The 24,236-nt window shown below is 71.5% G+C and carries 22 protein-coding genes; 10 read left to right on the top strand and 12 right to left on the bottom strand.

Going from position 1 to position 24,236, the window contains the following annotated elements; translation table 11 throughout:
- The first annotated feature begins 132 nt into the window (after positions 1-132).
- The gene (locus ACWCXB_RS00950) at positions 133-1,758 is read left to right on the top strand and encodes an alpha/beta hydrolase (protein ID WP_450717589.1); all 1,626 of its coding nucleotides are present in this window, start codon (positions 133-135) and stop codon (positions 1,756-1,758) included.
- Positions 1,759-1,930: 172 nt separating this feature from the next.
- Positions 1,931-3,457 carry an alpha/beta hydrolase gene (locus ACWCXB_RS00945; protein WP_450717587.1) on the top strand — a complete coding sequence of 509 codons (1,527 nt, stop codon included), beginning with the start codon at positions 1,931-1,933 and terminating at the stop codon, positions 3,455-3,457.
- 200 nt (positions 3,458-3,657) lie between these two features.
- Here the strand turns inward: ACWCXB_RS00945 and moeZ are convergent, their stop codons facing one another.
- The 7 genes from moeZ to ACWCXB_RS00910 all read right to left on the bottom strand — a co-directional run bounded on the left by moeZ (position 3,658) and on the right by ACWCXB_RS00910 (position 12,505).
- Positions 3,658-4,836 carry an adenylyltransferase/sulfurtransferase MoeZ gene (gene moeZ, locus ACWCXB_RS00940; RefSeq protein WP_450717585.1) on the bottom strand — a complete coding sequence of 393 codons (1,179 nt, stop codon included), beginning with the start codon at positions 4,834-4,836 and terminating at the stop codon, positions 3,658-3,660.
- A 63-nt stretch (positions 4,837-4,899) separates the two neighbouring features.
- Positions 4,900-5,658: a spherulation-specific family 4 protein gene (locus ACWCXB_RS00935; protein WP_450717583.1), complete on the bottom strand. Its 759-nt coding sequence runs from the start codon at positions 5,656-5,658 to the stop codon at positions 4,900-4,902.
- Positions 5,646-6,617, bottom strand: coding sequence for an NAD-dependent epimerase/dehydratase family protein (locus ACWCXB_RS00930; protein ID WP_450717581.1), 972 nt, complete (start codon positions 6,615-6,617; stop codon positions 5,646-5,648). The genes ACWCXB_RS00935 and ACWCXB_RS00930 overlap by 13 nt, the downstream gene beginning before the upstream one ends.
- A 161-nt stretch (positions 6,618-6,778) precedes the next feature.
- Positions 6,779-7,960, bottom strand: a complete 1,182-nt coding sequence (locus tag ACWCXB_RS00925) for a hypothetical protein (protein WP_450717579.1) — start codon at positions 7,958-7,960, stop codon at positions 6,779-6,781.
- Complete coding sequence (locus ACWCXB_RS00920; RefSeq protein WP_450717577.1) at positions 7,953-9,734, bottom strand: DUF3492 domain-containing protein; 1,782 nt, start codon at positions 9,732-9,734, stop codon at positions 7,953-7,955. Before ACWCXB_RS00920 ends, ACWCXB_RS00925 begins: the two co-directional genes overlap by 8 nt.
- A gap of 273 nt (positions 9,735-10,007) precedes the next feature.
- Positions 10,008-11,534 carry a DUF3152 domain-containing protein gene (locus tag ACWCXB_RS00915; protein ID WP_450717575.1) on the bottom strand — a complete coding sequence of 509 codons (1,527 nt, stop codon included), beginning with the start codon at positions 11,532-11,534 and terminating at the stop codon, positions 10,008-10,010.
- 8 nt (positions 11,535-11,542) lie between these two features.
- On the bottom strand, positions 11,543-12,505 hold the full coding sequence (locus tag ACWCXB_RS00910; protein WP_450717573.1) for an alpha/beta fold hydrolase: 963 nt from the start codon (positions 12,503-12,505) through the stop codon (positions 11,543-11,545).
- A gap of 227 nt (positions 12,506-12,732) precedes the next feature.
- On the opposite strand from ACWCXB_RS00910, the gene ACWCXB_RS00905 reads away from it, so the two are divergent.
- From ACWCXB_RS00905 to ACWCXB_RS00890, 4 genes are all read left to right on the top strand, one after another.
- Complete coding sequence (locus ACWCXB_RS00905; RefSeq protein WP_450717571.1) at positions 12,733-12,987, top strand: hypothetical protein; 255 nt, start codon at positions 12,733-12,735, stop codon at positions 12,985-12,987.
- Positions 12,988-13,147: 160 nt separating this feature from the next.
- Positions 13,148-13,789 (top strand): TetR/AcrR family transcriptional regulator, encoded by a 642-nt coding sequence (locus ACWCXB_RS00900; protein WP_450717569.1) that lies wholly within the window; start codon positions 13,148-13,150, stop codon positions 13,787-13,789.
- Positions 13,790-13,919: 130 nt separating this feature from the next.
- Positions 13,920-14,147: a DUF3107 domain-containing protein gene (locus ACWCXB_RS00895; RefSeq protein WP_384237877.1), complete on the top strand. Its 228-nt coding sequence runs from the start codon at positions 13,920-13,922 to the stop codon at positions 14,145-14,147.
- Positions 14,148-14,340: 193 nt separating this feature from the next.
- A complete protein-coding gene (locus ACWCXB_RS00890; protein WP_450717567.1) occupies positions 14,341-14,610 on the top strand; it encodes a hypothetical protein in 270 nt (89 codons plus the stop codon).
- Between the two features lie 71 nt (positions 14,611-14,681).
- On the opposite strand, the gene ACWCXB_RS00885 is transcribed toward ACWCXB_RS00890, so the two are convergent.
- Positions 14,682-15,431 carry a ferritin-like fold-containing protein gene (locus ACWCXB_RS00885; protein ID WP_450717565.1) on the bottom strand — a complete coding sequence of 250 codons (750 nt, stop codon included), beginning with the start codon at positions 15,429-15,431 and terminating at the stop codon, positions 14,682-14,684.
- A 372-nt stretch (positions 15,432-15,803) separates the two neighbouring features.
- Between ACWCXB_RS00885 and ACWCXB_RS00880 the strand changes: the two genes are divergently transcribed.
- On the top strand, positions 15,804-17,537 hold the full coding sequence (locus tag ACWCXB_RS00880; protein ID WP_450717563.1) for a DEAD/DEAH box helicase: 1,734 nt from the start codon (positions 15,804-15,806) through the stop codon (positions 17,535-17,537).
- 565 nt (positions 17,538-18,102) lie between these two features.
- Complete coding sequence (locus ACWCXB_RS00875; protein WP_450717561.1) at positions 18,103-18,945, top strand: alpha/beta fold hydrolase; 843 nt, start codon at positions 18,103-18,105, stop codon at positions 18,943-18,945.
- Here ACWCXB_RS00875 and ACWCXB_RS00870 read toward each other — a convergent pair.
- On the bottom strand, positions 18,936-19,832 hold the full coding sequence (locus ACWCXB_RS00870; RefSeq protein WP_450717559.1) for an NYN domain-containing protein: 897 nt from the start codon (positions 19,830-19,832) through the stop codon (positions 18,936-18,938). The genes ACWCXB_RS00875 and ACWCXB_RS00870 overlap by 10 nt on opposite strands.
- 140 nt (positions 19,833-19,972) lie before the next feature.
- Here ACWCXB_RS00870 and ACWCXB_RS00865 point away from each other — a divergent pair, with 140 nt between their 5' ends.
- Positions 19,973-20,125: a hypothetical protein gene (locus ACWCXB_RS00865; RefSeq protein ID WP_450717557.1), complete on the top strand. Its 153-nt coding sequence runs from the start codon at positions 19,973-19,975 to the stop codon at positions 20,123-20,125.
- Between the two features lie 134 nt (positions 20,126-20,259).
- On the opposite strand, the gene ACWCXB_RS00860 is transcribed toward ACWCXB_RS00865, so the two are convergent.
- The 3 genes from ACWCXB_RS00860 to ACWCXB_RS00850 all read right to left on the bottom strand — a co-directional run bounded on the left by ACWCXB_RS00860 (position 20,260) and on the right by ACWCXB_RS00850 (position 22,764).
- Positions 20,260-20,865 carry a MarC family protein gene (locus ACWCXB_RS00860; protein WP_450717555.1) on the bottom strand — a complete coding sequence of 202 codons (606 nt, stop codon included), beginning with the start codon at positions 20,863-20,865 and terminating at the stop codon, positions 20,260-20,262.
- Between the two features lie 126 nt (positions 20,866-20,991).
- A complete protein-coding gene (locus ACWCXB_RS00855) occupies positions 20,992-21,867 on the bottom strand; it encodes a PHP domain-containing protein (protein WP_450717553.1) in 876 nt (291 codons plus the stop codon).
- A 258-nt stretch (positions 21,868-22,125) separates the two neighbouring features.
- Positions 22,126-22,764, bottom strand: a complete 639-nt coding sequence (locus tag ACWCXB_RS00850) for a DUF6758 family protein (protein WP_450717551.1) — start codon at positions 22,762-22,764, stop codon at positions 22,126-22,128.
- Between the two features lie 171 nt (positions 22,765-22,935).
- On the opposite strand from ACWCXB_RS00850, the gene ACWCXB_RS00845 reads away from it, so the two are divergent.
- Positions 22,936-24,162 (top strand): MFS transporter, encoded by a 1,227-nt coding sequence (locus ACWCXB_RS00845; protein WP_450717549.1) that lies wholly within the window; start codon positions 22,936-22,938, stop codon positions 24,160-24,162.
- The last annotated feature ends 74 nt before the right edge of the window (positions 24,163-24,236 follow it).

The following is a 24,236-nucleotide window of genomic DNA, read 5'->3' as shown; positions in this document are numbered from 1 at the left end:
GGCTCGCTGCACGACGGCTCCCTGTACGGCGGCTCCCTGTGCGAAGAGGGGACACCGGCCCCGGCCCGGACGTCCACCCGCATGGCCCGCCGTCGACAGGCGGACCGCCCCGGTACCGCGCACGATGGGCTCATGCCCACCTCCTCCCCCGACCGGCCCACATCCCCCGGCCCGCACACCCAGGCCGCCCCCCGCGCGGCCACCGCCCGGCGGGCCGGCACCGTCCTCGCCGCGGCGACCGCCGCCGTGCTGCTCGTCACGGCCGGCTGCTCGGACTCCGGGGGCAGCGGCGAGGAGGAGCAGGGCAGCCGGGACCTGGGCGCACAGAAGCTGGACTGGCAGCCGTGTCCGGCCCCCTCGGAGGCGGAGGGCGGCGGCACCGCGCCCTCGCCATTGCCCGGCGGCACGCCGTGGGAGTGCGCGTTCATGGACGTCCCGCGCGACTACGCGGATCCGGACGGCGAAACCATCGAGCTGGCCCTCATCCGCGCGAAGGCACGTGACCAGTCCCGGCGGATCGGCTCCCTGATCTTCAACTTCGGCGGCCCCGGCGGCTCCGGGGTCAGCGGTCTGCCCGCCTCCGCCAAGGACTACGAGAAGCTGCGCGAACGCTACGACCTGGTGAGCTTCGACCCGCGCGGCGTGGGCCGCAGCCAGGCCGTCGAATGCGCCGACAACCGGCAGCTGGACGAGTACTACGCGCAGGACTCGACGCCCGACGACACCGCCGAGGAGAAGGCGTACACGAACCGTCTCCGCTCGTACGCCGACGGCTGCGAGAAGAACTCCGGCGAGGACCTGCCGTACGTCGGCACCACGAACGCCGCCCGCGACATGGATCTGATGCGGCAGGTGCTCGGCGACGACAAGCTCCACTACGTGGGCTTCTCCTACGGCACCGAACTCGGCGGCGTCTACGCGCACCTGTTCCCCAAGAAAGTCGGCCGGGCCGTCTTCGACGCCGTCGTCGATCCGAACAGCTCTGCCGAGGAGGGCTCGCTCGGCCAGGCCCAGGGCTTCCAGCTGGCCCTCGACAACTTCACCAAGGACTGTGTCGCGCGCGGTGACGCATGCCAGCTGCCGGGCAGCACCCCGCAGGAGATCCAGCAGTTCATCATCGATCTGCTCGGGCGCCTCGAGAAGAAGCCGATCCCGGCCACGGGCGACCGCGAGCTCACCCAGACCCAGGCGACGAACGGCATCGCCCAGGCCCTGTACTCCAAGGAGTACTGGCCGCTGCTGGAGCAGGGCCTCGACGAGGCGGACGGCGGAAACGGCGCGCTGCTCCTCGCCTTCTCGGACGCGATGAACGGACGTGACAGGCAAGGCCACTACAGCAACATCCAGGCGGCCAACGCGGCGATCAACTGCGTCGACTTCAAGGATCGGTACACACTCGAGCAGACCAAGGCCAAGCTGCCCGAATTCCGCAAGGCATCGCCCGTCTTCGGCGACTATCTCGGCTGGGGTCTGATGGGCTGCTCCGAGTGGCCTGTGCCCGGGCAGTGGGAGCACCCCGACGTCTCCGCCCCGGGAGCCGCCCCGATCCTCGTCATCGGCAACACCGGGGATCCGGCGACGCCTTACGCGGGCGCCAAGGCGATGGCCGAGGCACTCGGCAAGGGTGTCGGCATCGAGATGACGTACCGCGGCGAGGGCCATGGGGCGTACGGCAGCGGCAACGCCTGCGTGCAGAACGCCGTGGACAGCTACCTCCTGGACGGGCGGGTCCCGGCCGCGGGGACCGTCTGCCAGTGACGGTGTCCACCGTGACGGCTCCGCAGTGCCGGTTTGTCCACAGTCCCCCACGGTCCCGATTTCCACAGCGCCGATATCGACAGCGACGATATCCACAGCAGTGGTCACTGTCAGTGATGGCACCTAGGATGGCGGCAGTTGGATCAGTCGGGCGACACCTGGGGGGCCTGGAATGACGTGGCGTACGAGGGTGGGGGCGACGGCCGTCGCGCTGGCGGTGGCCGGCGGGGCGCTGACTGCCTGTGACAGCAACCCCAGCGATACAGGCGGACGGGGGACTCCCGCACCGGTGCGCGACGGCGACGCGGCGCGCGGACTGCCCGACGCGCTCACCGAGCAGCGGCCCGACTGGCAGCCCTGCGAGGGCGGCGGCTGGACCTGTGCCGAGGTGAAGGTCCCGCTCGACTACGACGCCCCCGACGGCGAGACGATCTCCATCGCATTGATTCGCCGCGAGGCACGGGACAAGGACGAGCGGCTGGGCTCGCTGCTGTTCAACTTCGGCGGCCCCGGCGGCTCGGGAGTGGACAGCCTGCCCGGCTTCGCCGACGAGTACGGGAAGCTCAACTCCCGCTACGACCTGGTGAGTTTCGACCCACGCGGGGTCGCGGACAGCTCCGGGGTGGTCTGCCGCAACGACAAGGAGCAGGAGCAGGCCGCGTCCCGCGTCGACCTCACACCCGACACCCCCGCCGAGGAGGCGGTGTACTTCGAGGATTCCGAGAGTTTCGGGGCGGGCTGCGCCGCTCACTCGGGCAAGGTCCTCCCGCATGTCGGTACGTCCGACGCCGCGCGCGACATGGACCTCATCCGCCATGTCCTGGGCGACCGCAAGCTCAACTACTTCGGCATCTCGTACGGCACGGAGCTCGGCGGGACGTACGCCCACCTCTTCCCGGGGAACGTGGGGCGGACGGTGCTGGACGCCGTCGTGGACCCGACGGCGGACGCGGTCGGCCATTCTCGCAATCAGGCCACCGGCTTCCAGCGCGCCCTTGACAACTACCTTGCGAGCAAGGGAGAGGACCCCAAGGCGGGTTCGCAGCGGATAGCGCGGCTGCTGGAGCGGATCGACCGGCAACCGCTGCCCGCGGACGGCGGCCGTGAGCTGACCGAGAGTCTCGCCCTCACGGGCATCGTCATGTCGCTCTACTCCAAGAGCCTGTGGCCCGAGCTGACCCAGGGCCTCGAAGAGGCCGAGCTGCGCGGCCGCGGCACAAAGCTGCTCTCGCTCGCCGACTTCTACAACGACCGTGACAAGAGCGGGCATTACGGTACGCAGAGCCACTCGCAGCGGGCCATATCCTGCGCGGACGACAAGCAGCGGCCCACCGCGGCGGAGGCCAGGGCACTGCTGCCGGAGTTCCGGAAGATATCCCCGGTGTTCGGCGAGTTCCTGGCATGGGACACGGCGGGGTGGTGCGCGAAGTGGCCGGTGCCGGGCGAGCGGGAGACGCCGGAGGCGAGTGCGAAGGGGGCGGACCCGATCCTGGTCGTCGGCACGACGGGCGATCCGGCGACACCGTACGAGGGCGCGCGGCGGATGGCGGACGAGCTGGGCGAAGGGGTCGGGGTGCTGCTCACCAACAAGGGCGAGGGCCATGGTGGTTACAGCCCCGAGAACAGGTGCGTGACCGCCGCCGTGGACAGCTATCTGCTGGACGGCAACATCCCGGAGGACGGCAGGACCTGCGGCTAGCCACGGCAGGACCTGCGGCCCCGCCCTGTCCGGCCCCGCCCTGTCGGGCTCGCGTGCCCTGGCATGCGGAAGGGACCGGCCCCTAAGGGCCGGCCCCTTCCGGCGGAGTCCGGTTCTGTGGGTTCCGGTTCTGTGGAGCCCGGGTCTGTGGAGTCCAGTCCGGAGTGCAGTTCCGTGAAGTCCGGTTCTCCGGTTGCGGCCTAGTAGACCGGCTTCTGCGGCTCGATCTGGTTGACCCAGCCGATCACGCCACCGCCGACGTGCACCGCGTCCGCGAAGCCCGCGGACTTGAGTACGGCGAGGACCTCCGCACTGCGGACACCCGTCTTGCAGTGCAGGACGATCTTCTTGTCCTGGGGCAGGTCCTGGAGGGCGTTGCCCATCAGGAACTCGTTCTTCGGGATCAGTCGCGCGCCGGGGATGGAGACGATCTCGTACTCGTTCGGCTCGCGGACGTCGATGATGTCGATGTTCTCGCCGTCGTCGATCCACTCCTTGAGCTGCTTGGGAGTGATCGTCGAGCCGAGCGCCGCCTCCTGGGCCTCCTCGGACACGACGCCGCAGAAGGCCTCGTAGTCGATGAGCTCGGTGACGGTCGGGTTCTCGCCGCAGACCGCGCAGTTCGGGTCCTTGCGGACCTTGACCTGGCGGTACTGCATCTCCAGGGCGTCGTAGATCATCAGCCGGCCGACCAGCGGCTCACCGATGCCGGCGAGGAGCTTGATGGCCTCGTTGACCTGAATGGAGCCGATGGACGCGCAGAGCACTCCCAGCACGCCGCCCTCGGCGCAGGAGGGGACCATGCCCGGCGGCGGGGGCTCCGGGTAGAGGCAGCGGTAGCAGGGACCGTGCTCGGACCAGAAGACGGAGGCCTGACCGTCGAAGCGGTAGATCGAACCCCAGACGTACGGCTTGTTCAGCAGCACGCACGCGTCGTTCACCAGGTAGCGGGTGGCGAAGTTGTCCGTGCCGTCGACGATCAGGTCGTACTGGCTGAAGATGTCCATCACGTTCTCGGCCTCGAGCCGCTCTTCGTGAAGGACCACGTTGACGTAGGGGTTGATGCCCTTGACGCTGTCACGCGCGGATTCGGCCTTGGAGCGCCCGATGTCCGCCTGGCTGTGGATGATCTGGCGCTGCAGGTTCGACTCGTCGACCTCGTCGAACTCCACGATGCCGAGTGTGCCGACACCGGCCGCGGCCAGGTACATCAGGGCCGGCGAGCCGAGGCCACCGGCGCCGACACACAGCACCTTGGCGTTCTTCAGCCGCTTCTGCCCGTCCATCCCGACATCCGGGATGATCAGGTGGCGGGAGTACCTGCGGACCTCGTCTACGGTGAGCTCGGCAGCCGGCTCGACCAGGGGTGGCAGCGACACGGGGACTCCGTTGGTGGTTACGTCAGTACGGTTGTTCTCGCTGCAACACTGCCACGCGCCTCCTCATTCCGAGACACCCGGTCCAATCCGCGAGACGATTTCGTCCCAGTAGCCGGGCAAGGCGTCAAATGCTCCACCTTGTCCGGAGCTGGTGGCGACCCGGTCGGTGAAGAAGATCGTGCCCGCGCCCTGCCAGCGGGCGATCCGCATCGCCTCGTCCAGATGCGTCCGCGGCACACCGTGCACGAAGTGCGCGAACCGCTCGGGCGGGTAGCTCGCGGTCCACTCCGCGACCTGCGACCAGCGGTAATCGGTCCAGGCCCCGGAGAACGTCACCAGCTGGTCGGCGATCTCCGCATAGCCCGGATGCGGGTGGGTGCCATGGCCCAGGACGAGGTGGCCGCCGTCCAGGACGGCCTCCAGCGTGGCCGTCAGGCGCCGCACGCCGGCGAGGTCCGCCCGCTCGACGGGGCAGCGGTCCAGCAGGAAGCCCCCTACCCGGTACCAGTCGAGGTAGCGGTGGGCGTCGGAGACGATCTCACCGAAGGGGCGGTTGCCATGGTCGAGGTCGAGATGGCCCAGCACCCGGATCCCTGCGTTGGTGAGCCTGCCGGCGGCCTCCAGGCAGTGCGGGTCGGGGCGGGTGCCGGGGCCGCCGTCGGCGACGTTGAGCACGGCCCAGTGGAGCGGGGTGCCCGGGCGGGTCAGCTCGGCCCATTCGACGGGGGCGAGCAGTGGGTGTGCGTAGCCCGGGACACCGAAGCCGAGTCTCTCGGCGCCGGTCGCGGAGAGCGTGGCTCCGGTCGTGGTCAGATGCGGCATGCCGCCTCCATCCAGATGTCCGCGAGGGACTCCTCCAGGTTGATCCGCGGCCGCCAGCCGAGCCGGTCGCGGGCGGTGCGCACATCCGCCTGCTGCCAGCTGCCGCAGCCGTCGGGGTACGGGTACGGGGTGGCGCCGAGGTGCTCGGCGAGGGACTCGGGGCCGCGAGGGGCGCCGATGGGGGCGTGGCCGGGGCGGACGGGGGGCGTGTCGAGCTCGTGGAGCGCGCCCGCGTATCCGGCGACCCTGGCGAGTACGGCGGCGGCGTCACGGAGCCGTACGGCGCGGCCGGTGCCGATGTTGACGACACCCTGCGCGGCGGAGAGCGAGGCGGCGTGCACGGCGCGCGCCACGTCCCTTACGTCGACGAAGTCACGCTGCACGCCGAGGCCGCTGAGCTTCAGCTCGCCGTCGCCGGACTGCATGGCGCGCCGCATCGCCTCGGCGAGCCGGCCGAGAGGAGATCCGGCGGGGGTGCCGGGGCCGACGGGCGAGAAGACCCGCAGGACGACGGCGTCCAGGCCGGAGCCGAGCACCAGCTCGGTCGCGGCGAGCTTGGAGACACCGTACGGGCCGCCGGGGCGCGGGACCGCGTCCTCGGCCGTGGAAGAGCCGGGCTGCGAGGGCCCGTACTCGGATGCGCAGCCGAGCTGGACGAGGCGGGCGTCGCAGCCGCTGCGGCGCAGGGCCTCGCAGACGGTGGCGACGGCCACGGTGTTGTGCCGGGTGAGGTCGCGGGCGCCGCCACGGGTCGCTCCGGCACAGTTGATCACGACTCCGGGGTGGACGGCGTCCAGGAAGCGGGTGAGCGCGCCCGGGCTGCCGCCCGCGAGGTCGAACCGTACGTCGGCGTCGTCGCCGCGCCCCAGGGCGGTGAGGTGCACGGCCGGGTCGGCGAGCAGCCGGTCGGCGACGAAACGACCGAGGAAGCCGTTGGCTCCGAGCAGTAGCACCCTCATAGCGCGCCTCCTCGGCGCCGACGGGCCGTGCCGGCCGGGGCCGGTGCTGGGTGGTACGGGTTCATGTCGTGCTTCTCCTCAGGGTGTCGCTCGATGGATCGTTCGGGTACGCCCGCGGCGTCGGCTGCGCGGGGGCGTGGGGGGTGCAGGGGGCGTGGGGGTCATGTGGTGTGGGCCGAGGCCCGGGAGAGGGCGGCGGTCGCGTGGACCAACAGCCCCAGGGCGGCGGCGGCGCAGGCGAGGGCCGGTACGGAGCCGGGACCCCAGCTCGCAACAGCGGCCTCTGTGGGCCGGGCCAGGAAGGCGCAGCCGGGGAGCCGGCCGCCGAGGACGGTGACCAGGGCGAGCGCTTCGACAGCAGCGGCGGCGCCGAGGCCGGCGGCGGCGGACGTGGGGAACCCGTGGGCGGTGAGCAGCCGGGCGAGAAAGAGGAGCAGACCGAGGGCGACGGCGGGCACGAGGTCGACGGCCACCAGCAGACCGGTGAACGACAGGAGTGCGATGAGGGAGGCGGCGTACAGCGTGACGGTCGCGACCAGGAGCGGCCGTGCCCCGGCGGCGAACTCCTCCAGTCCGCGGCTGGCGCCGAGCCTGCGGCGCGCCCGTGTGGAGAACAGGTGGGCGCTCCAGGCCGCGGGGGCGACCGCGAGCGCGAGGCCCACCAGCGGGCCGGGCGTAGGCGTCCAGGGGCTGTGGGGCCCGCCGTCGACGAGCTGCTCCAGCAGGCCGCTGCCGGCCACGGCGTACGCGAGCAGCCAGCCCGCCCACAGACCCGCGAACCGCACCGTGCGCCCCGCGACGCGCAGGGGCCCGCGCCGCAGACCGTACGCGAGCGCTCCCGCGAGCCCCATGGCCCCCGCCGCCCCGACGCCGACCCGCGCCCAGCCGCTCGTGAAGTGGAACGCCACCACGGCGACGACGGCCACCGCGCCCGGCAGCAACGCGGGCAGCACGTCCCGCACGGGCAGCGCATGCGCGCCGGCGCGCGCCCTCGGCGCTTCCTGCGCGGCGGGTCGCGGGCCCGCCTCCCCGCTGCGCGGCACCCGCGCGTACAACTCCTCGGCCAGCGAGAACACGTCCCGGTGCCGGAACCTCGCGGCGGTCCGGTCGGTCACTCCGTGCGCCTCCAGCCCGGCGGCGATCTCCAGGGGATCGACGGCGCGCTCGCACAGCTCGCGGTGCCGGTGCATGAGCGCCTTCACGGGATCGGCGGGTCCCCGCCGGGGCGGGGCGGGCTTCCGGTCTGTGGCCGGCTTCCCTTGGGAGGCTTCGGCATTCTCGGTGGTTTCGGTGGTCGTGGTGGTCTTGGCGGGCTTGGTGGTCTCGGCGGTGGTGTCAGGCATCGGGTGCTCCTGGGGTCGCCGCACCGGCCAGGGGGGTGTCCGCCCAGGTGGGGTGGGAGGAGCGGGCGCCGGTCCAGTGGCCCGGGACGTACGCCTCGGCGGGTGTGGCGAAGGGAAGGGGCTCGGCGTCGTCGTCGCGGATCCGCGGGCTGTGGGAGAGGAGCTCCAGGTAAATGCCGCGAAATGCCGCGAGATTCTGCTCGACGGTGAAGAGTTCGAGCGCCCGTGCCCGCGCCGCGGCGCCGAGCCGCAGGCGGCGCTCCGGGTCGCGCAACAGGGCAATGCAGGCGTCGGCGAGCGCCCGCGGATTGCGCGGGGGCACCACGAGGCCCGTACCGCCGATGACTTCGACGACGGCGCCGGCGTCCGTGGAGACCGTCGCGCGCCCGCAGAACATGGCTTCGACGAGGCTGATGGGGAAGCCCTCGACGACGCTCGACAGGACGACCACGGCCCCGGCCGCGTAGGCGTCCGCCAGTTCGGGGGCCTCGGGTCCGCCGATCTCCTCGAAGGAGACGGGGTTGTCGCCGACGGCGTGCGCGTCGGCCGCCTCGTCGGGGAAGAGCTGTGCGGCCAGGGCCCGGCAGTGGGCGAGATACGCGGTGGCCTCGGGGCCCTGCGCCGGCGCACCCAGGATCCGCAGCCGCGCGTCCGGCTCCTCCCTCCGCACCTCGGAGAAGGCGTGGAGGAGCGCGATCAGGTCCTTGGAGGGTTCGATGCGGCCGACCCAGACGAGGGTGTGCGGATCGCCGCCGAACTCCCCCTCCCCCACCGCCGTGAAGCGCTCGGCGTCCATCCCGGGGTAGACCGTGCGCAGGCGCGCGGGATCGGCGCCGCACTTCTCCTGCCAGCGCCGGGCGTGGGTGTTGCCGGGCGTGATGACGGACGCCTGCCGGTACACCTCGGCGGCCAGCAGCCCATGGAACGCGGCCAGCAGGGCGCGCACCCCGACACCGGAGAAGCCGGATGAGCCGGAGAGGCCGGAGAGACCGGAGGTCCCTGACGAGCCGGAGAAGCCGGAGGTTCCCAACGGGCCGGAGAAGCCGGGGGACCCATCAGCGGCACAAGTCCCGGAAGCACCGCCGGAGCCCGTCTCCCCCGAGGCGAGATAGTGCGCCCGCAGCTGCACCCCGTACTCCGTGACCAGCAGCGGCACTCCGAAGAAGCGTTTGGCCAACAGCCCGGGCAGCGCCGCGGATCCGCCGGACGCGGCATGGCAGAGGTCGACCGCGCCCAGTGAGTCGCTCCCGTACCACTCGAGCGACAGCGGCCGCAGCGCGCGCTCCACCTGGTCGGCGAAGGCGAGGTAGTCGGGCACGGTCGCGCTGTGCAGCGCGCGGCGTGCGCCCGGCGCGCGGCAGGCGGACTCCACGATGCGCACGGCTCGTTCGGAGCGCAGGGCGGCGTACAACCCGCCGTGCTCCCTCGCCAGCTCGGCGAGTCCGTACAGGCCGGCGGCGAAACGGTCGAGGCGGCCCTCGTCGCTGCCGCACACCGCCGCCGCCAGCTCCCCGAAGTGCCCGGCGAACCGCTTCCGCTCGCGCCGCGCATGACTGCGGCCGTCGTCTTCGGGCGCCCAGAGGGGCGCGGTACGCACCCGCTGCACCTGCGGCGGCAGCGCGATCCAGCCGCGGTCCTCCTGCTGGGCGCTGCGGCTGAGCGCGTAGACGTCGAATTCGTGCTGCGCGAGCCCGCGCACGAGCCGGTCGCACCACAGCCTGGACTCACCCGTCGCATACGGATAACCACCATCCGTAAGCAGTCCGATCCGCACGAGCGCACCCCCGATCTCCCTTGTGGGCGGCCGCCTCTGGTACGGCGGCTCACGGCGGGACGACGTTATGCGGATATGCCGGTGGCGCGATGGACGGTTGTCCATCGCGCCACCGGAAGGGGTGAATGCACGTAACTTTCCCGACGCCGTAGCGTTCGGTCGCGCTACGGTCCTGTTTCGTCACGCTCCGTCAGGCTCCGACGCGTGAACTCGGTCGACGTCGGGCGCCTCAGCAGGCATCACCCGGGCCAACGCAGGCACCGCCGGACGAACTCAGTCGCCGCCCGGATGCACCCACGGGTTCGGGCGGCACTTGACGCCGTCGATGTCCAGCGACTTGGTCTGCTGCTGCATGACGGGGGCGAGCGCGCCGGGCGTGCGGCAGTTCACGTGGCCGTGCCCGAGCCGATGGCCGACCTCGTGGTTGATCAGCATCTGCCGGTACGTCAGCATCGCCTTGGCGCCGTACGTCTCCGCGCCTTGCGCCCAGCGGTAGGCGTTGATCATCACGCGCTCGGTAGAGGCGGAGTCGCAGGAGACGTTGTCGACGGTGGTGTCCAGTCCGGACTTGGCACACCAGGTCGCCGTGGTCTTCGGGCTGGCCAGGGTGATGACGAACTCGGGCTCGCCGGAGGAGATGCGCTCGAAGGTCATGGCGCCGTTGTGCGCCCAGCTCCGGTCGTCGTTCAGGGTCTGCTGGACGGCTTGTGCGAAGAGCTTGCTGTCGAGGCCGAGGCCCTTCTCGACGTCGATCCGGTAGCGGATCTTCCGGCCTTTGCCCGGCGCCCTGTCGAAGCCCGCCACCGCCTCGAAGTCTCCGGAACCCTTGAGCTTGGGGTCGAGCGGGAACTGCCTGGCCATCAGCTCCGCGTACGTGGGCGGGGCGGCCGGCACGCGCGGCGCGGCCTCCTGCGGCGGGTCGAGGCGGTTGTCCGAGCGGGACGCGGAACCGTCCTCGCTGCCCCGCTCCGCCTCGCCCGCGGCCTTCGCACCCGTCGCCTCCGAACCGGTGTCGGTGACCTGTCCGGCGACGACGACCGCGAGGACGGTGGTGACGGCGGCTGCCGCGATCCCGGTGAACGTACGGCCCCTGGGGGGCTTGGCCGGGGCGTCGGAGTCGGAGTCGGCATCGACGTGGGGCGGTTCGGCCTGCGGCCGCGACGAGGAAGCACCCGTCCGGGGACCCTGCTGCTCGTCGAATTCGTCGAAGGCCTCGACGAATTCCCGCCGCGGGCCGGGGATGCGGGCACCTGCGCCCGTCGGCGGGCCCTGCCGCGCGGGTGGAGGGACCACCGGGTGCTGCCCCGTCGTGGTCGCGGTCCGGCCGTTCGGCGCGCCCTGCCAGTCGCCGTACCGGGAGTCGCCCCGCGCTGCTCCCCAGCCGCCGCCCGGCTCCCGCTGCTCGGGATGGCCGCCGCGCACTTGCGGCACACCGTGGGCCGGGGTGCCGTAGGCAGGAGTGCCGTGCGCCGGAGTGCCGTAGTCCTGGGATCCGTACCCCTGGGATCCGTACCCCGGGGAGCCGTACCCCCGCGTCCCGTACGCGGGTGTCCCGTGCGCCGGGGTCCCGTACACCGGCGTCCCGTGGGCCGGCGTGCCGTAGCCCGCGGCGCCCGGGCGCTGCTCAGGGTCGCCGGGACCGGGGCCGGACCGCCTGCGCCGGCCCGTGCCCGTGTCCGTTTCCGTCACTGTTGTGGACTTCGCCGTGGCGGGCGCCGGGGCGTTCGCCGGCGTCGTACCCGTTGCCCTGTTGCCGTCGGCGGCCTTGGGTGCGGGGCCTTTGCGGCTGTGTCGTCCCACGCCCCGGATCAGCTCCTACCGCTGTCGTCGTCGAGCAGTTCCCGTACGGCCTCGGCGACCGTCTCCGGATACTCCATCATGGCGACGTGCCCGGCGTCCGGGAGAGTCAGCAGTCGCGAGTTCCGGAACGTCTGGGCCGCCTTGCGCGCCGTCCGGTACGAGACGAGCTGGTCCCGGCAGCCGTACACCAGCAGCGTCGGCGCGAGCACCCGCTCCGCCTGCCGCCACAGTCCGTGCTGCCCGCCGAGCGTATAGGCATCGACGATGCCGCGGGAGCTGCGTGCCATCGCGTCCCAGAAGTACGGCAGCTCCAGCCGCCGCTCCATCTCCTCGACGGCGTCGCGGAGACCCTCGTCCGTCACCCGGCCCGGGTCCCCGTAGCAGAGCGCCAGCACTCCGCGGACCCGCATCTCCGCCGTCCAGTCCTTCGTCAGCCGGGTGAACAGCTGGGCGATGCCGGGCACCGCGAGCAGCGCGGTGGGCCAGGCGGAGCGCTGGACGCGGAGCTCCGGCAGGGCCGGCGAGACGAGCGTGAGGGTGCGGACGAGATCGGGGCGGACGGCCGCGACGCGCGTGCAGACGGCACCGCCGAGCGAGTTCCCGAGGAGGTGGACGGGGCCGCGGCCGGCGGCGTCGAGCATGCGGATGACGGCCCGGGCGTGCCCCGTGACCGAATAGTTGCCGTCGTCCGGCGGCGGGGAGTCCCCGAAGCCGGGCAGATCGACGGCCTCGCCGTCCACCCGGTCCTCGAGCAGTCGCATCAGCGCGGTCCAGTTCTGCGACGAGCCGCCGAGGCCGTGGACGTACAGCGCGGGAGGCAGTCCGGTGCGGGCCGGGGGCCGGGCACGCACGGTGAGCGTCAGTCCGGGCAGCGCGACGCGGCGCAGCTCCTCGCCCTCCGCGACCCGGACGGCACGAACCCGCGGAGCCGGGGCGGCGGCGCGGGTTTCCGGCAGCTCGGTCGAAGACATGGGGGCAATGTTACGAGACGATCACACAGCGAATCCTGTGTCGGCGGTCACACACCGCACAGGCCGCCCCATGGCCCACGGCGCCTGCCGTACGGCGTGCCGCGCACCGTACAGCGCGTGTCCGGCGAACGCCGCATAGCGCCGGACAGAGGGAACTCCTACGCTCATAGGACAAGGGCAGACGCCCCGGACCCTGCTGCACGGAAAAGCACAGGAAAGGGATCCAGATGGCTGTCGATCCGACGGACCCGGAAACCTTCACGGAAGACGATCAGGGCCAAGGAATTGCTCTCGACGACCTCGACGAGCTCGCGGGGCTCGACCAGGAGGTCCCCGAGGCCGACGCCGCCGAGCAGCACACGGAGCTGCAGCAGCGGAAGGACGATCCGCTGAAGCCGATCGACTCGGACGAGGCCAACGAGGCGGATACCGCGGAACAGGCGCGGGTCGTCGCACTCGACGAGGACGACTACCGCGAATAGTTCGGTTTACCGAGCACCCCCGGCTACCGCGGCCGTCCGGTACGTGAAATTCTGCGCTCGCACCGCGCACACCACGGTTACCCAAAAGTACGATGGCGACCGCGGCGCACGGACCGCGGCACAGAACACTGTGCATGTGACATCGAACGTGGGAGGCGGCGTGACAGCCATCGAGCAGACAGAGGCGGCGCGCCCGCGAGGTACGCGCCTGCCGCGCCGTGCCCGACGCAACCAGCTGCTGGGCGCGGCCCAGGAGGTGTTCGTCGCCCAGGGCTACCACTCCGCGGCGATGGACGACATCGCGGAGCGGGCCGGCGTCAGCAAGCCGGTGCTGTACCAGCACTTCCCCGGAAAGCTGGAGCTCTATCTGGCGCTGCTGGACCAGCACTGCGAGTCGCTGCTGCAGGCCGTGCGGGGCGCACTGGCGTCGACGACGGACAACAAGCTGCGGGTCGCGGCGACGATGGACGCGTACTTCGCGTACGTGGAGGACGAGGGCGGCGCGTTCCGTCTGGTCTTCGAGTCGGATCTGACGAACGAGCCCGCGGTGCGCGAGCGCGTGGAGCGGGTGTCGCTGCAGTGCGCGGAGGCGATCTCGGACGTCATCGCGGGGGACACCGGGCTGTCCAAGGACGAGTCCATGCTGCTGGCCGTGGGCCTCGGTGGGGTTTCGCAGGTGGTGGCGCGGTACTGGCTGTCGAGCGAGTCGGCGATTCCGCGGGAGAAGGCGGTGCAGCTGCTGACGTCGCTGGCGTGGCGGGGTATCGCGGGGTTCCCGCTGCACGGCAGCGACAGCCACTGAGCGCCCCGCGCGGCGCTTGTTCGCTGCGGGCGTGCACGGCCGAGCCGTGGTGCGTCCCCTCACCGGGCTAGTGTGTGCAGCGTACGGCGCGGCTGACCGCGCATCGCTGACCGTTCGGAGGGACATAGCCGTGGAGGTCAAGATCGGCGTGCAGCACGCGCCCCGGGAGATCGTTCTGGAGAGCGGCCAGACCGCCGAGGAGGTCGAGCAGGCCGTGGCCGACGCGCTGGCCGGCAAGGCGCAGCTGCTCAGCCTGACGGACGACAAGGGTCGCAAGGTGCTCGTACCGGCCGACCGGGTCGCGTACGTCGAAATCGGCGAACCGGCCACGCGCCGCGTCGGCTTCGGCGCGCTCTAGGACTCTCTTCACCGCGCTTCGACTCACCGCGATTCGACGCGAAGAAGGGCCCGGCGGGTTTTCCCGCCGGGCCCTTCGCGTACTCGCGTGCACCCGTTCCCCGCCGGGCAGGTGGAGGATTGTGTTCCGGCGGGTTCGGGTAGGACGGGCTACGACCCGATTTGCCCGCCCGGCGTCCGTGAGGTGATCCGTAGTGATCCTGGAAGCTCTCGGCTCCGTACTGCTCGGAATCGTTCTCTCCTGGGCAGCCGTACGACGGCTTCCGGACCGGCTCCCCACTCCGCGCGTGGTGTACGTCACGGGCACGCTCGGCGCTCTCTTCGGGGCGTATCTGACGCACTCGGCGCTCGGGCCCGGCTATCTCCTCGGCACCCTGCTGGGCGCGCTGTTCGTCAGCGGCGTCACGCTGTCGCTGCTGATCCGTCCGACGGCCCGCCGGCTGCGGCGATCAGCCGCGGCCTGACGCGGGCCCCCGGTTTCCGGTCACTGATTAGGTACGCAGGTCGCGTACACAGCAGGTGGCGTACGCACGCCTCAGGCCGCGAGGCCCAGCGCGGCCATCCGCTTGGTGTGCGCCCTCGTGATCCGGGTGAACATCTCGCCGACCGCCGCCAGGTCGAACCCGTCCGCGACCCCGCCGACGAGCATCGTGGACAGCGCGTCCCGCTCGGCGACGACCCGCTGCGCCTGCGACAGCGCCTCGCCCATCAGCCGGCGCGCCCACAGGGCGAGCCGTCCGCCGACCCGCGGGTCCGCCTCGATCGCGGCGCGCACCTTCTCGACCGCGAAGTTGCCGTGGCCCGTGTCGTCGAGCACCGCCAGCACCAGCTTGCGGGTGTCCGAATCCAGCCGGACCGCGACCTCGCGGTAGAAGTCGCTGGCGATCGAGTCGCCGACGTACGCCTTGACCAGGCCCTCGAGCCAGTCCGACGGCGCGGTCAGACGGTGGAACTCGTCCAGCGCCGCCGCGAACGGCTCCATCGCCTCGGTCGGTTCGACGTCGATCGCGGCCAGTCGGTCCCGCAGCCGCTCGAAGTGGTGGAACTCGGCTGAGGCCATCTTCGCCAGCTCCGCCTTGTCCGCGAGCGTCGGCGCGAGCTTCGCGTCCTCGGCGAGCCGCTCGAAGGCCGCCAGTTCGCCGTACGCGAGCGCGCCCAGCAGGTCCACGACCGCGGCGCGGTACTGGGGGTCGGCGGAGGCCGCGGCCCAGTCCTGGGCGGCGATCCCTGTCGGTTCTTCGGCGGTGTCGTTCGCCGGTGCGATGGCGTTGTCAGGCGTCTCCATGAAGCGCACAATAGCCCGCCGTCCTGGCGACGGAAGGCCCTGGTCAGCACCCGCCGCGACACGGTGCCCGGGAATTCGCCCAACACACATGCGCGATTCCGGGGTACAGTGGTATTAAGCCTGCCGGATATCTCGGCGGGCGTCTGAATGAGGATGCCCGGTCGGTGGCCCGATCGGCTCCGACCCGACAGCCCTCTGTGCGCACTTCGCCACACGAGGGGCCCCTCAGCGGCACGAGCGCTCGAGCGACGGCAGTGGTCCCGCGCCTTCCGGCCAATCCACGGCCGGTCCAGTTCCCAGGAGCGGTTGGACCCCCAGCGTTCGCCTCGCGCCGCGTCTCACAGAAGAGGCAACACCCTGACTACGCAGGCTATGACTTTCCGAGAGCTCGGGATTCTTCCCGAGACGGCCGAGGCCCTTGAGGCCGTCGGCATCATCAGTCCCTTTCCCATCCAGGAGATGACCCTCCCCGTCGCGCTCGCCGGCACGGATGTCATCGGCCAGGCCAAGACCGGCACGGGCAAGACCCTCGGCTTCGGGCTTCCGCTGCTGGAGCGCGTCACCGTCCCCGCGGACGTCGAGGCGGGCCGGGCCAAGCCCGAGCAGCTGACCGACGCCCCGCAGGCGCTCGTCGTCGTTCCCACCCGCGAGCTGTGCACGCAGGTCACCAATGACCTGCTGACCGCCGGCAAGGTGCGCAACGTCCGCGTCCTCGCGATCTACGGCGGCCGTGCGTACGAGCCGCAGGTCGAGGCCCTGAAGAAGGGCGTCGACGTCATCGTCGGCACGCCCGGACGCCTCCTGGACCTGGCGGGCCAGAAGAAGCTGGACCTGTCGCACGTGCGCGCGCTCGTCCTCGACGAGGCCGACGAGATGCTCGACCTGGGCTTCCTGCCCGACGTCGAGAAGATCATCCAGCTGCTGCCGGCCAAGCGCCAGACGATGCTGTTCTCGGCGACCATGCCGGGTGCGGTCATCGGACTCGCGCGCCGCTACATGTCGCAGCCCACGCACATCCGTGCGACCGCGCCGGACGACGAGGGCGCGACCGTCGCGAACATCACACAGCGCGTCTACCGTGCCCACTCCATGGACAAGCCGGAGATGGTCTCGCGCATTCTGCAGGCCGACGGCCGCGGACTCGCGATGATCTTCTGCCGTACGAAGCGGACGGCCGCGGACATCGCGGACCAGCTCGCCCGGCGCGGCTTCGCGTCCGGCGCCGTCCACGGCGACCTGGGCCAGGGCGCACGCGAGCAGGCGCTGCGCGCGTTCCGCAACGGCAAGGTCGACGTCCTGGTGTGCACCGACGTCGCGGCGCGCGGTATCGACGTCGAGGGCGTCACGCACGTCATCAACTACCAGTCGCCGGAGGACGAGAAGACGTACCTCCACCGCGTCGGCCGCACCGGCCGCGCGGGCGCGTCCGGCACGGCCGTGACGCTCGTCGACTGGGACGACATCCCGCGCTGGCAGCTCATCAACAAGGCGCTGGACCTGGGCTTCAACGACCCGGTCGAGACGTACTCCACGTCACCGCACCTCTTCGAGGAGCTCGGCATCCCCGCCGGGACCAAGGGCATCCTCCCCCGTGCCGAGCGCACCCGCGCCGGTCTCGAGGCGGAGGAGGTGGAGGACCTCGGCGAGACGGGCGGCCGCGGGGCGCGTTCCGCGTCGCGTACGAAGACGGAGGAGCGTCCGGCTCGTACGCGGACGCCACGCCAGCGCCGCCGTACGCGCAGCGGTACGCCGCTGGACGAGGCGGCGTCGACGGCGCCGGTCGAGGCCGTGGAGCCCGCCGCGTCCGACGAGGCCGACGAGGCCCCGCGCACGCCGCGCCGCCGCCGGCGCACTCGCGTGGGTGCGGGTGCGGTTGCCGTTGCGGATGCCGCTGTCGTGGAGACCCCTGCTGCCGAGCCCGTCGCGGACGAGGCCGTCGCGGACGAGCCCGCCAAGCCGCGCCGCCGTCGCACGCGTTCCTCGGCCGCCAAGCCCGCCACGGAGGCCCCGGAGGCCGCCCCGGCCGAGGCAGCCGTCGCCGATGAGCCCGCGAAGCCGCGCCGCCGTCGCACGCGCACGAAGCCGGCCACCCAGCCGGACGCCTGACCTACCGTCGGCTCCGCCTGAGCTACGAGGGCCCGCCCCCCTGGGGTGCGGGCCCTCACGCATCTCCGGCACGGGGTCAGGCCCGCAGCCGACACGATCCAGTGCCCCCGGATGCCCCTCCTCAATCGCCGGCCGGCCCCAAGGGAGCCCGGCTACTCCCCCTACCGGACGTGGGCCGGGGCCGTGGGCCCCGGTCCCGACCCCGGGGCGAACCACCGGCACGGGCCGGAGCAAACTCCGGAGCGGGCCCAGGGCGAAGCACCCGAACCGGCCCCGGAGCAGCCCGAGACGCGGGCCGGGGGCTTGACCCGACATGAACCGGGTCAAGCCCCGAAAGCGAACCCCGGAACGGGGTTGAAACAGGGTCTGTGGGCGAAGCCCCGGAACAGACTTGGGGGCGAAGCCCCGAAACACGGCCCCGGGCGAAGCCCCGGAACGGGGGCTGGGGCGGAGCCCCGGTTCGGGGAGGGGCGGGGTGGGGCGGGGTGGGGTGAAAGCTCGCCGTAGGCGTGCAAGGCAGCCCCCTACGCGCCGTACGGGGCGGGTGCATCGGTAGCCTCGTCGCATGAGTCGGCCTCCCACCTTCGTGCCCCCCGCCTGCGCCCGTTCCCGGATGCTCGAGACCTCGCGCGGGACATTCGCCGTGCTGGATGCCCTGCCGAGCGGAGGGCGGGCGGTGAAGGGCACCGCGATGCTCCTGCCCGGGTACACCGGGAGCAAGGAGGACTTCATCGCGATGCTCGAGCCGCTGACCGTCGCGGGATACCGGGCCGTCGCGGTCGACGGCCGCGGGCAGTACGAGAGCGACGGCCCCCAGGCCCAAGAGGCTTACGCCCAGGACGAGTTGGCGCGCGATGCACTCGCGCAGGCCGACGCGCTCGGCGGCCCCGTGCATCTCGTCGGGCACTCGCTCGGCGGACAGATCGCCCGCGCCGCGGTGCTCGTCGATCCGCGGCCCTTCGTCACCCTCGCACTGATCTCGTCGGGGCCCGCCCGGATCAGCCCCGAACAGCAGAGCAAGGTCAAGCTGTTGAGCGACGCCCTCGGCACCATGAGCATGGCCGAGGTCTGGGAGGCGATGCGCGCCCTGGATCCCCCGGAGGAGGCCGAGACCGACGGTGAGGATCTGCGCCGGCGCTGGCTGCGGCACAACCCGTCCCAGCTCCTCGCCACCGGACGCCAGTTGACCGTGGAGCCGGACCGGGTCGACGAACTCGCCGCCGTACCGCTGCCCAAGCTCGTCGTGTCGGGCGAGCACGACGACACCTGGCCCGTGCCGCTGCTCGACGACATGGCGGTACGGCTCGGCGCGCACCATGCGGTCATCGCGGGCGCCGAGCACTCGCCCAACACGGACCGGCCGGCGGAGACGGCCGACGCGCTCACCGCCTTCTGGGGTCAGTACTGACCCTGGAGGTGCTGCCAGAACCCGTCGCGCAGGGCGCGCCGCAGGTGTGCGTAGCCGCGCAGTGAGTGCTGCAGCAGCTTCTCCGCCTCTATGAGCAGGTCCTGGTCGACCGGGCCCGGCAGGTACGGATGCCCGGGCAGCAGCTCGGCCATCGGCGCCCGCCCGCGCTCGGCGAGCCAGGTCGCCGCGATCTGCGCGCCGACGAAGCGTACGTCGTCGCGGGACGGCGGCGGGGTGTCGTCCTCGTACGTGGTGACGGGCCGTCGGGTCACATACGGCCGGCAGAAGTCGAGGTCGAAGGTGCGCCGGCTGTCGACCTCCCAGAGCAGCGGCTCCGCCTGGTTGCGGCCGTCGGCCGCCTCGATCCCCCACAGGTGCACCCGCGCCCCGTAGCCCTGGGCGGCTTCGACGGCGGAGACGAGGTCCTCGTCGCCGCCGATGAGTGCCGCGTCGCTGATCGCCCGGTGGCGGGCGAGCGACTCCAGGTCGGAGCGGATGAGGGAGTCGACGCCCTTCTGCTGGTTGTTCGCGTTGAGGTTGCCGAGCCGGACCTTGACGTCGGGGAGCTCGGCGATGGCCTGCTGCTCGGCGGTGTGGATACGGCGCCTGGCGCCGTCGTACCAGTACACGCGCAGCAGCCGGCTGTCCGCGAAGATCTTGCGGGCCGTGTCGATGAACCCCTCGATGAGCCCTTCGGCGTCGAGATCGAAGGAGCGCCGGTCCTCGGTTCCCGTCACAAGCAACCCGGCCGCAGCATAGACGTAACCGGCGTCGACGAAGATGGCATGCGTGGACGGGGTCTTCGCGACCTCGGCGAGCATGCGCTGGAGCAGCTCGTTGGTGCGCTCCAGGCGGGCGCTGATGCTGGTGAGCTCATCGTCTTTCATACGGACCCCATTGTGAGCAGGCCAAGCGATACCCGCCAGTAGTTAGCCATCCAAAAAATTTCCTTAGCGTAGGGAATGTTTGCTCACTGCATCCCGTTGGAACGGACGGAACAGAGACGGACAGAAGGGAGAAGCCCTTTATGCGCTTCGAGATCATGCGACTCGACGATGTCGACGGCACCGCCGTCGACAGCACCGTTGTGGACGCCGCCTCCGTCAACCGGATGGTCCAGCAGGCCGCCGCAATCGGCCAGCGTATCTACATCCGGCCCGCCGGCGCCTCGGCCTCGTAACAGGACCTCGGCCTCGTCAAGCCTGGACAGCAGTCCGGCAGCCCGGCGGCCCTGACAGCAGCTCGCCCCGTACGGAACCATCCGTACGGGGCGAAGTTCTGCCGGCACCCGGGTGGGGGCGCTGTTGCGAGCCCTCAGGAGCCCTGGATCACCTGGGTGACGCCATTGATGATCTGCTGCACGGCGATCGCCGACAGCATCATGCCCGCGAGCCGCGTCACCAGGACGACACCGCCGTCCTTGATGAGCCGGATGATCAGCAGCGAGTAGCGCATCGTCAGCCAGAGCACGACGTGCATCGCGACGATCGCCGCCCACACCGAGATCTGCTGCCCGACCCCGTCGGCATGCTGCACCGCGAGGATCACCGAGACGATCGCACCAGGCCCGGCCAGCAGCGGCATGCCGAGCGGTACGAGCGCGACATTGACGTCCTTCGTCTGCTTGGGCTCGTCGGTCTTGCCGGTGAGCAGGTCGAGCGCGATGAGCAGCAGAAGCAGACCTCCCGCGATCATCAGGGCGGGGACGGAGACATGGAGATACGCGAGGATCTGCTGGCCCAGGATGCCGAAGACGGTGATGACGCCGAAGGCCACGGCGACCGCCTGCCAGGCCATCCGGCGCTGGACCTTGGCAGGGCGGCCGGAGGTGAGGGCGAGGAAGATCGGGGTGATCCCGGGGGGATCCATGATCACAAACAGGGTGAGGAAAAGGGAGCCGAAAACGGCGACGTCGAACACAGTGATGCCTTGCGGGGTGGTGTCGGGGTGTTGGGGTACTGAGAGGCGCAGGGGGGCGCGGAAGGTTGTGAAAGCGCAGGAATCCGCGCGCAGGCAGCTCGAAAAGCCCGCGCGGGGAAGCCGCGGTCAGCGGCCGGGCGTTCCGCCCGTGCCCGGGACCGGGAACGCGCCGGTCGCGCGGCGCGTGATCTCGCCGTAGATCTCGGGGTCGGTCGTGAAGTCGCCGAGCCGGCAGGTCTTGCGGGTGCCGTGGTAGTCGCTGGAGCCGGTGGCCAGCAGGCCGAGGTCGGCGGCGAGTCCGCGCAGCCGGGCCCGCGTGGGCTCGTCGTGGTCCATGTGGTCGACCTCGATGCCGTCGAGGCCCGCCGCCGCCAGCCGCGCGATGGTGTCCTCGGGCACGACCTCGCCACGCTTGACCGCGAGCGGGTGGGCGAAGACGGTGACGCCGCCGGCCGCCTTGACCAGGCGGACGGCATCGAACGGGTCGAGCTCGTGCTTCTCGACGTACGCGCGTCCGCCGTTCGCGAGCCAGTCGGGTGTGAAGGCGGCGGAGACGTCGGGGACGACGCCGAGTTCGACGAGCGCGGTCGCGACGTGCGGGCGACCGACCGCCCCGTCACCGGCTGTCCGGGCCACCATCTCCCAGGTGATCGGCACGCCCAGCTCCTGGAGCTTGCCGACCATGGCCTGGGCCCGCGGCACCCGGTCGTCCCGTACGAGCTCACGCTCACGCGCCAGCTCGGGCTCGTCGGGGTCGAACAGGTACGCCAGCATGTGCAGGCTCACGCCCTCGATGCGGCACGAGAGTTCGGCACCCGTGACGAGGGTGAGTCCCCGGTCAAGGCTCGCGAGCGCGGCGATCGCCTCGGCGTGGCCGGCGACGGTGTCGTGGTCGGTCAGCGCGACGACGTCGAGTCCGGCAGCCGCGGCGTTACGGACCAGCTCGGCCGGGGTGTCCGTACCGTCCGACGCCGTGGAGTGGGTGTGCAGATCGATGCGCACGACGCAGGACTCCAGGACTCGGGGCGGACAGGGGACGCTCAATCGTAACGGGGAATCGAACATCACCCGGACCACGGCATGGCGTGAAAGCCGTCACGACAGTGGGCGTCACCAGGCCAGGCCGTGCAGCCGGCCGTACGAGGGCAGCCGTGCAGCGGGCCGCACGACGACAGCCGTGCAGCCGGCCGTACGACGGCAGCCGTTACTGCCGACCGTACGAGACCGTCGCACGGCCGGCCGTACGAGGCCGCCGTCTCGTCACGCCAGCAGGCGCGGTGACAGCGCCCCGCACGGCAGCAGATCCACCTCCGAGCCCGCCTCCCGCAGATCGGTCAGTATCAGCTCGTCGTACATCAACAGGCCGGTCGACTCCGGCCACACGATCGCCCACAGCCACAGCCCCATCGCCTCGCCCGCGAAGACCGCGCGGTCCTCGGGCGCGTCGTTGACGTGCCAGAGCGGGGTCGGTCGCCCCGCGGCGAGAACCTTGGCCTGGGGTGGCTTGTCGACGGTCATGTGCGGCCCCGGGTCCGGCCCGTCGATCCCGGCGAAGCGGGCGCCGAGGCCGACACCGAGCTCCTCGGCGACCAGCAGCAACTCCCCCACACCACCGAGCGGTCCGGGACCCGAGCAGGCGACCGCGGTCGCGCGGCCGCCGCTGCGGTCGTCACCCGCGTACGCGACGCCGGTGAAGAGCCAGCCGACCGGGAGCGGCCAGGGCATCCACACCGGCACGTGCGCGCGGGCGACCACGACGCTGAGGGCTTCGACGCTGGGCGGAATCACCGGCTGCAGCGGATGCACGGATCCGTGCACATCGCACTGCCACGTGTCGGCGAAGAGACCGGGCGCCCTGACCCGGCCACCGCACTTCGGGCAACTGGGTTCGCCCCTCATAGCGCCCAACAGTCCTACCCGCTCGGCGTCGCGTCAAGGACGATCACCCGTCCGGCACGCCGGTTTCACCCGGCCTCACCCGGGAAACTAGATGCATCTTGCATTTATTAGGAAGTCTAACTTATTATTTGCATCGACCACCGAACTGACCGGAGCGGCAGAGGAGCATCCATGCACGGAGAGGACCAGTTCGACGCAGGCAGCATCCTGCGCCAGCCGAAGGCCGTCTGGGCCACGGCAGGCGCGTCCGTCGTCGCCTTCATGGGCATCGGCCTGGTGGACCCGATCCTGCCGTCCATCGCCAAGGGCCTTGACGCCACGCCGAGTCAGGTCTCGCTGCTGTTCACCTCGTACTTCCTGATCACCGCAGTGGCCATGCTGGTCACCGGTTTCGTGTCCAGCCGGATCGGCGGACGCAGGACGCTGCTGGCCGGTCTCGCGCTGGTCGTCGTCTTCGCTGCGCTCTCCGGCACGTCCGGCTCGGTCGGCGAACTCGTCGGCTTCCGGGCCGGCTGGGGTCTTGGCAACGCGCTCTTTGTGTCGACCTCACTCGCCGTCATCGTCGGCGCGGCGGCAGGAGGCAGCGCTGCGGCGATCCTGCTGTACGAGTCGGCGCTCGGCCTCGGTATGGCCTGCGGGCCGCTGCTCGGAGCCGTACTCGGCGACGCCGGCTGGCGCTACCCGTTCTTCGGCACGGCAGCTCTGATGGCCATCGGCTTCCTGTGCATCGCGGCGTTCCTCAGGGAGCAGCCCAAGCCGGCACGGAAGACCTCACTCATCGATCCGCTGAGGGCGCTCGGTCACGGCGGCCTCGCGTCCGCGGCCACGTCGGCGTTCTTCTACAACTACGCGTTCTTCACGGTGCTGGCGTTCACCCCGTTCGTGCTGGACCTGTCGCCGTACCGCTCGGGGGCCGTCTTCTTCGCCTGGGGCTTGCTGCTCGCGGTCTTCTCGGTGCTGGTCGCGCCGCGGCTGCAGGAGCGGTACGGCTCGCTCAGGGTGCTGGGTGGCTCGCTGCTGCTGCTCGCCGCCGACGTGGTGGTGCTCGGCTACGGAGACCGCACCACGGCCGTCGTCTGCACCATCCTGTCCGGCGCCTTCATCGGCGTGAACAACACCGTGTTCACGGAGCTGGCGCTCGGTGTCTCGGACGCTCCGCGGCCGGTGGCGAGCGCGGGCTACAACTTCGTCCGCTGGTTCGCGGCGGCCGCGGCCCCGTATCTCGCGCCGAAGATCGCGGAGTGGAGCGACGTCCACACGCCGTTCGTGGTCGCCGGCATCGCGGCGGTGATCGGCGCGGGCATCGTCCGGGCACGGCGGGCATCGCTGACACATGAGGCAGCGGCACCTCGGCCGGTCCGTGCGACACAGGAGGGGGTCGCGGTCCTCGCCGACTGAGCGGCATCCGACGCAGCGTCGGGCCCAAAGGTCCCCGGAAGCAGCCCCCGGAACAGCCGTCAGGCCGCCGGGGA

The organism is Streptomyces sp. NPDC001514, from assembly GCF_053597075.1.
This window is presented reverse-complemented; position numbering and strand designations above follow the sequence as displayed.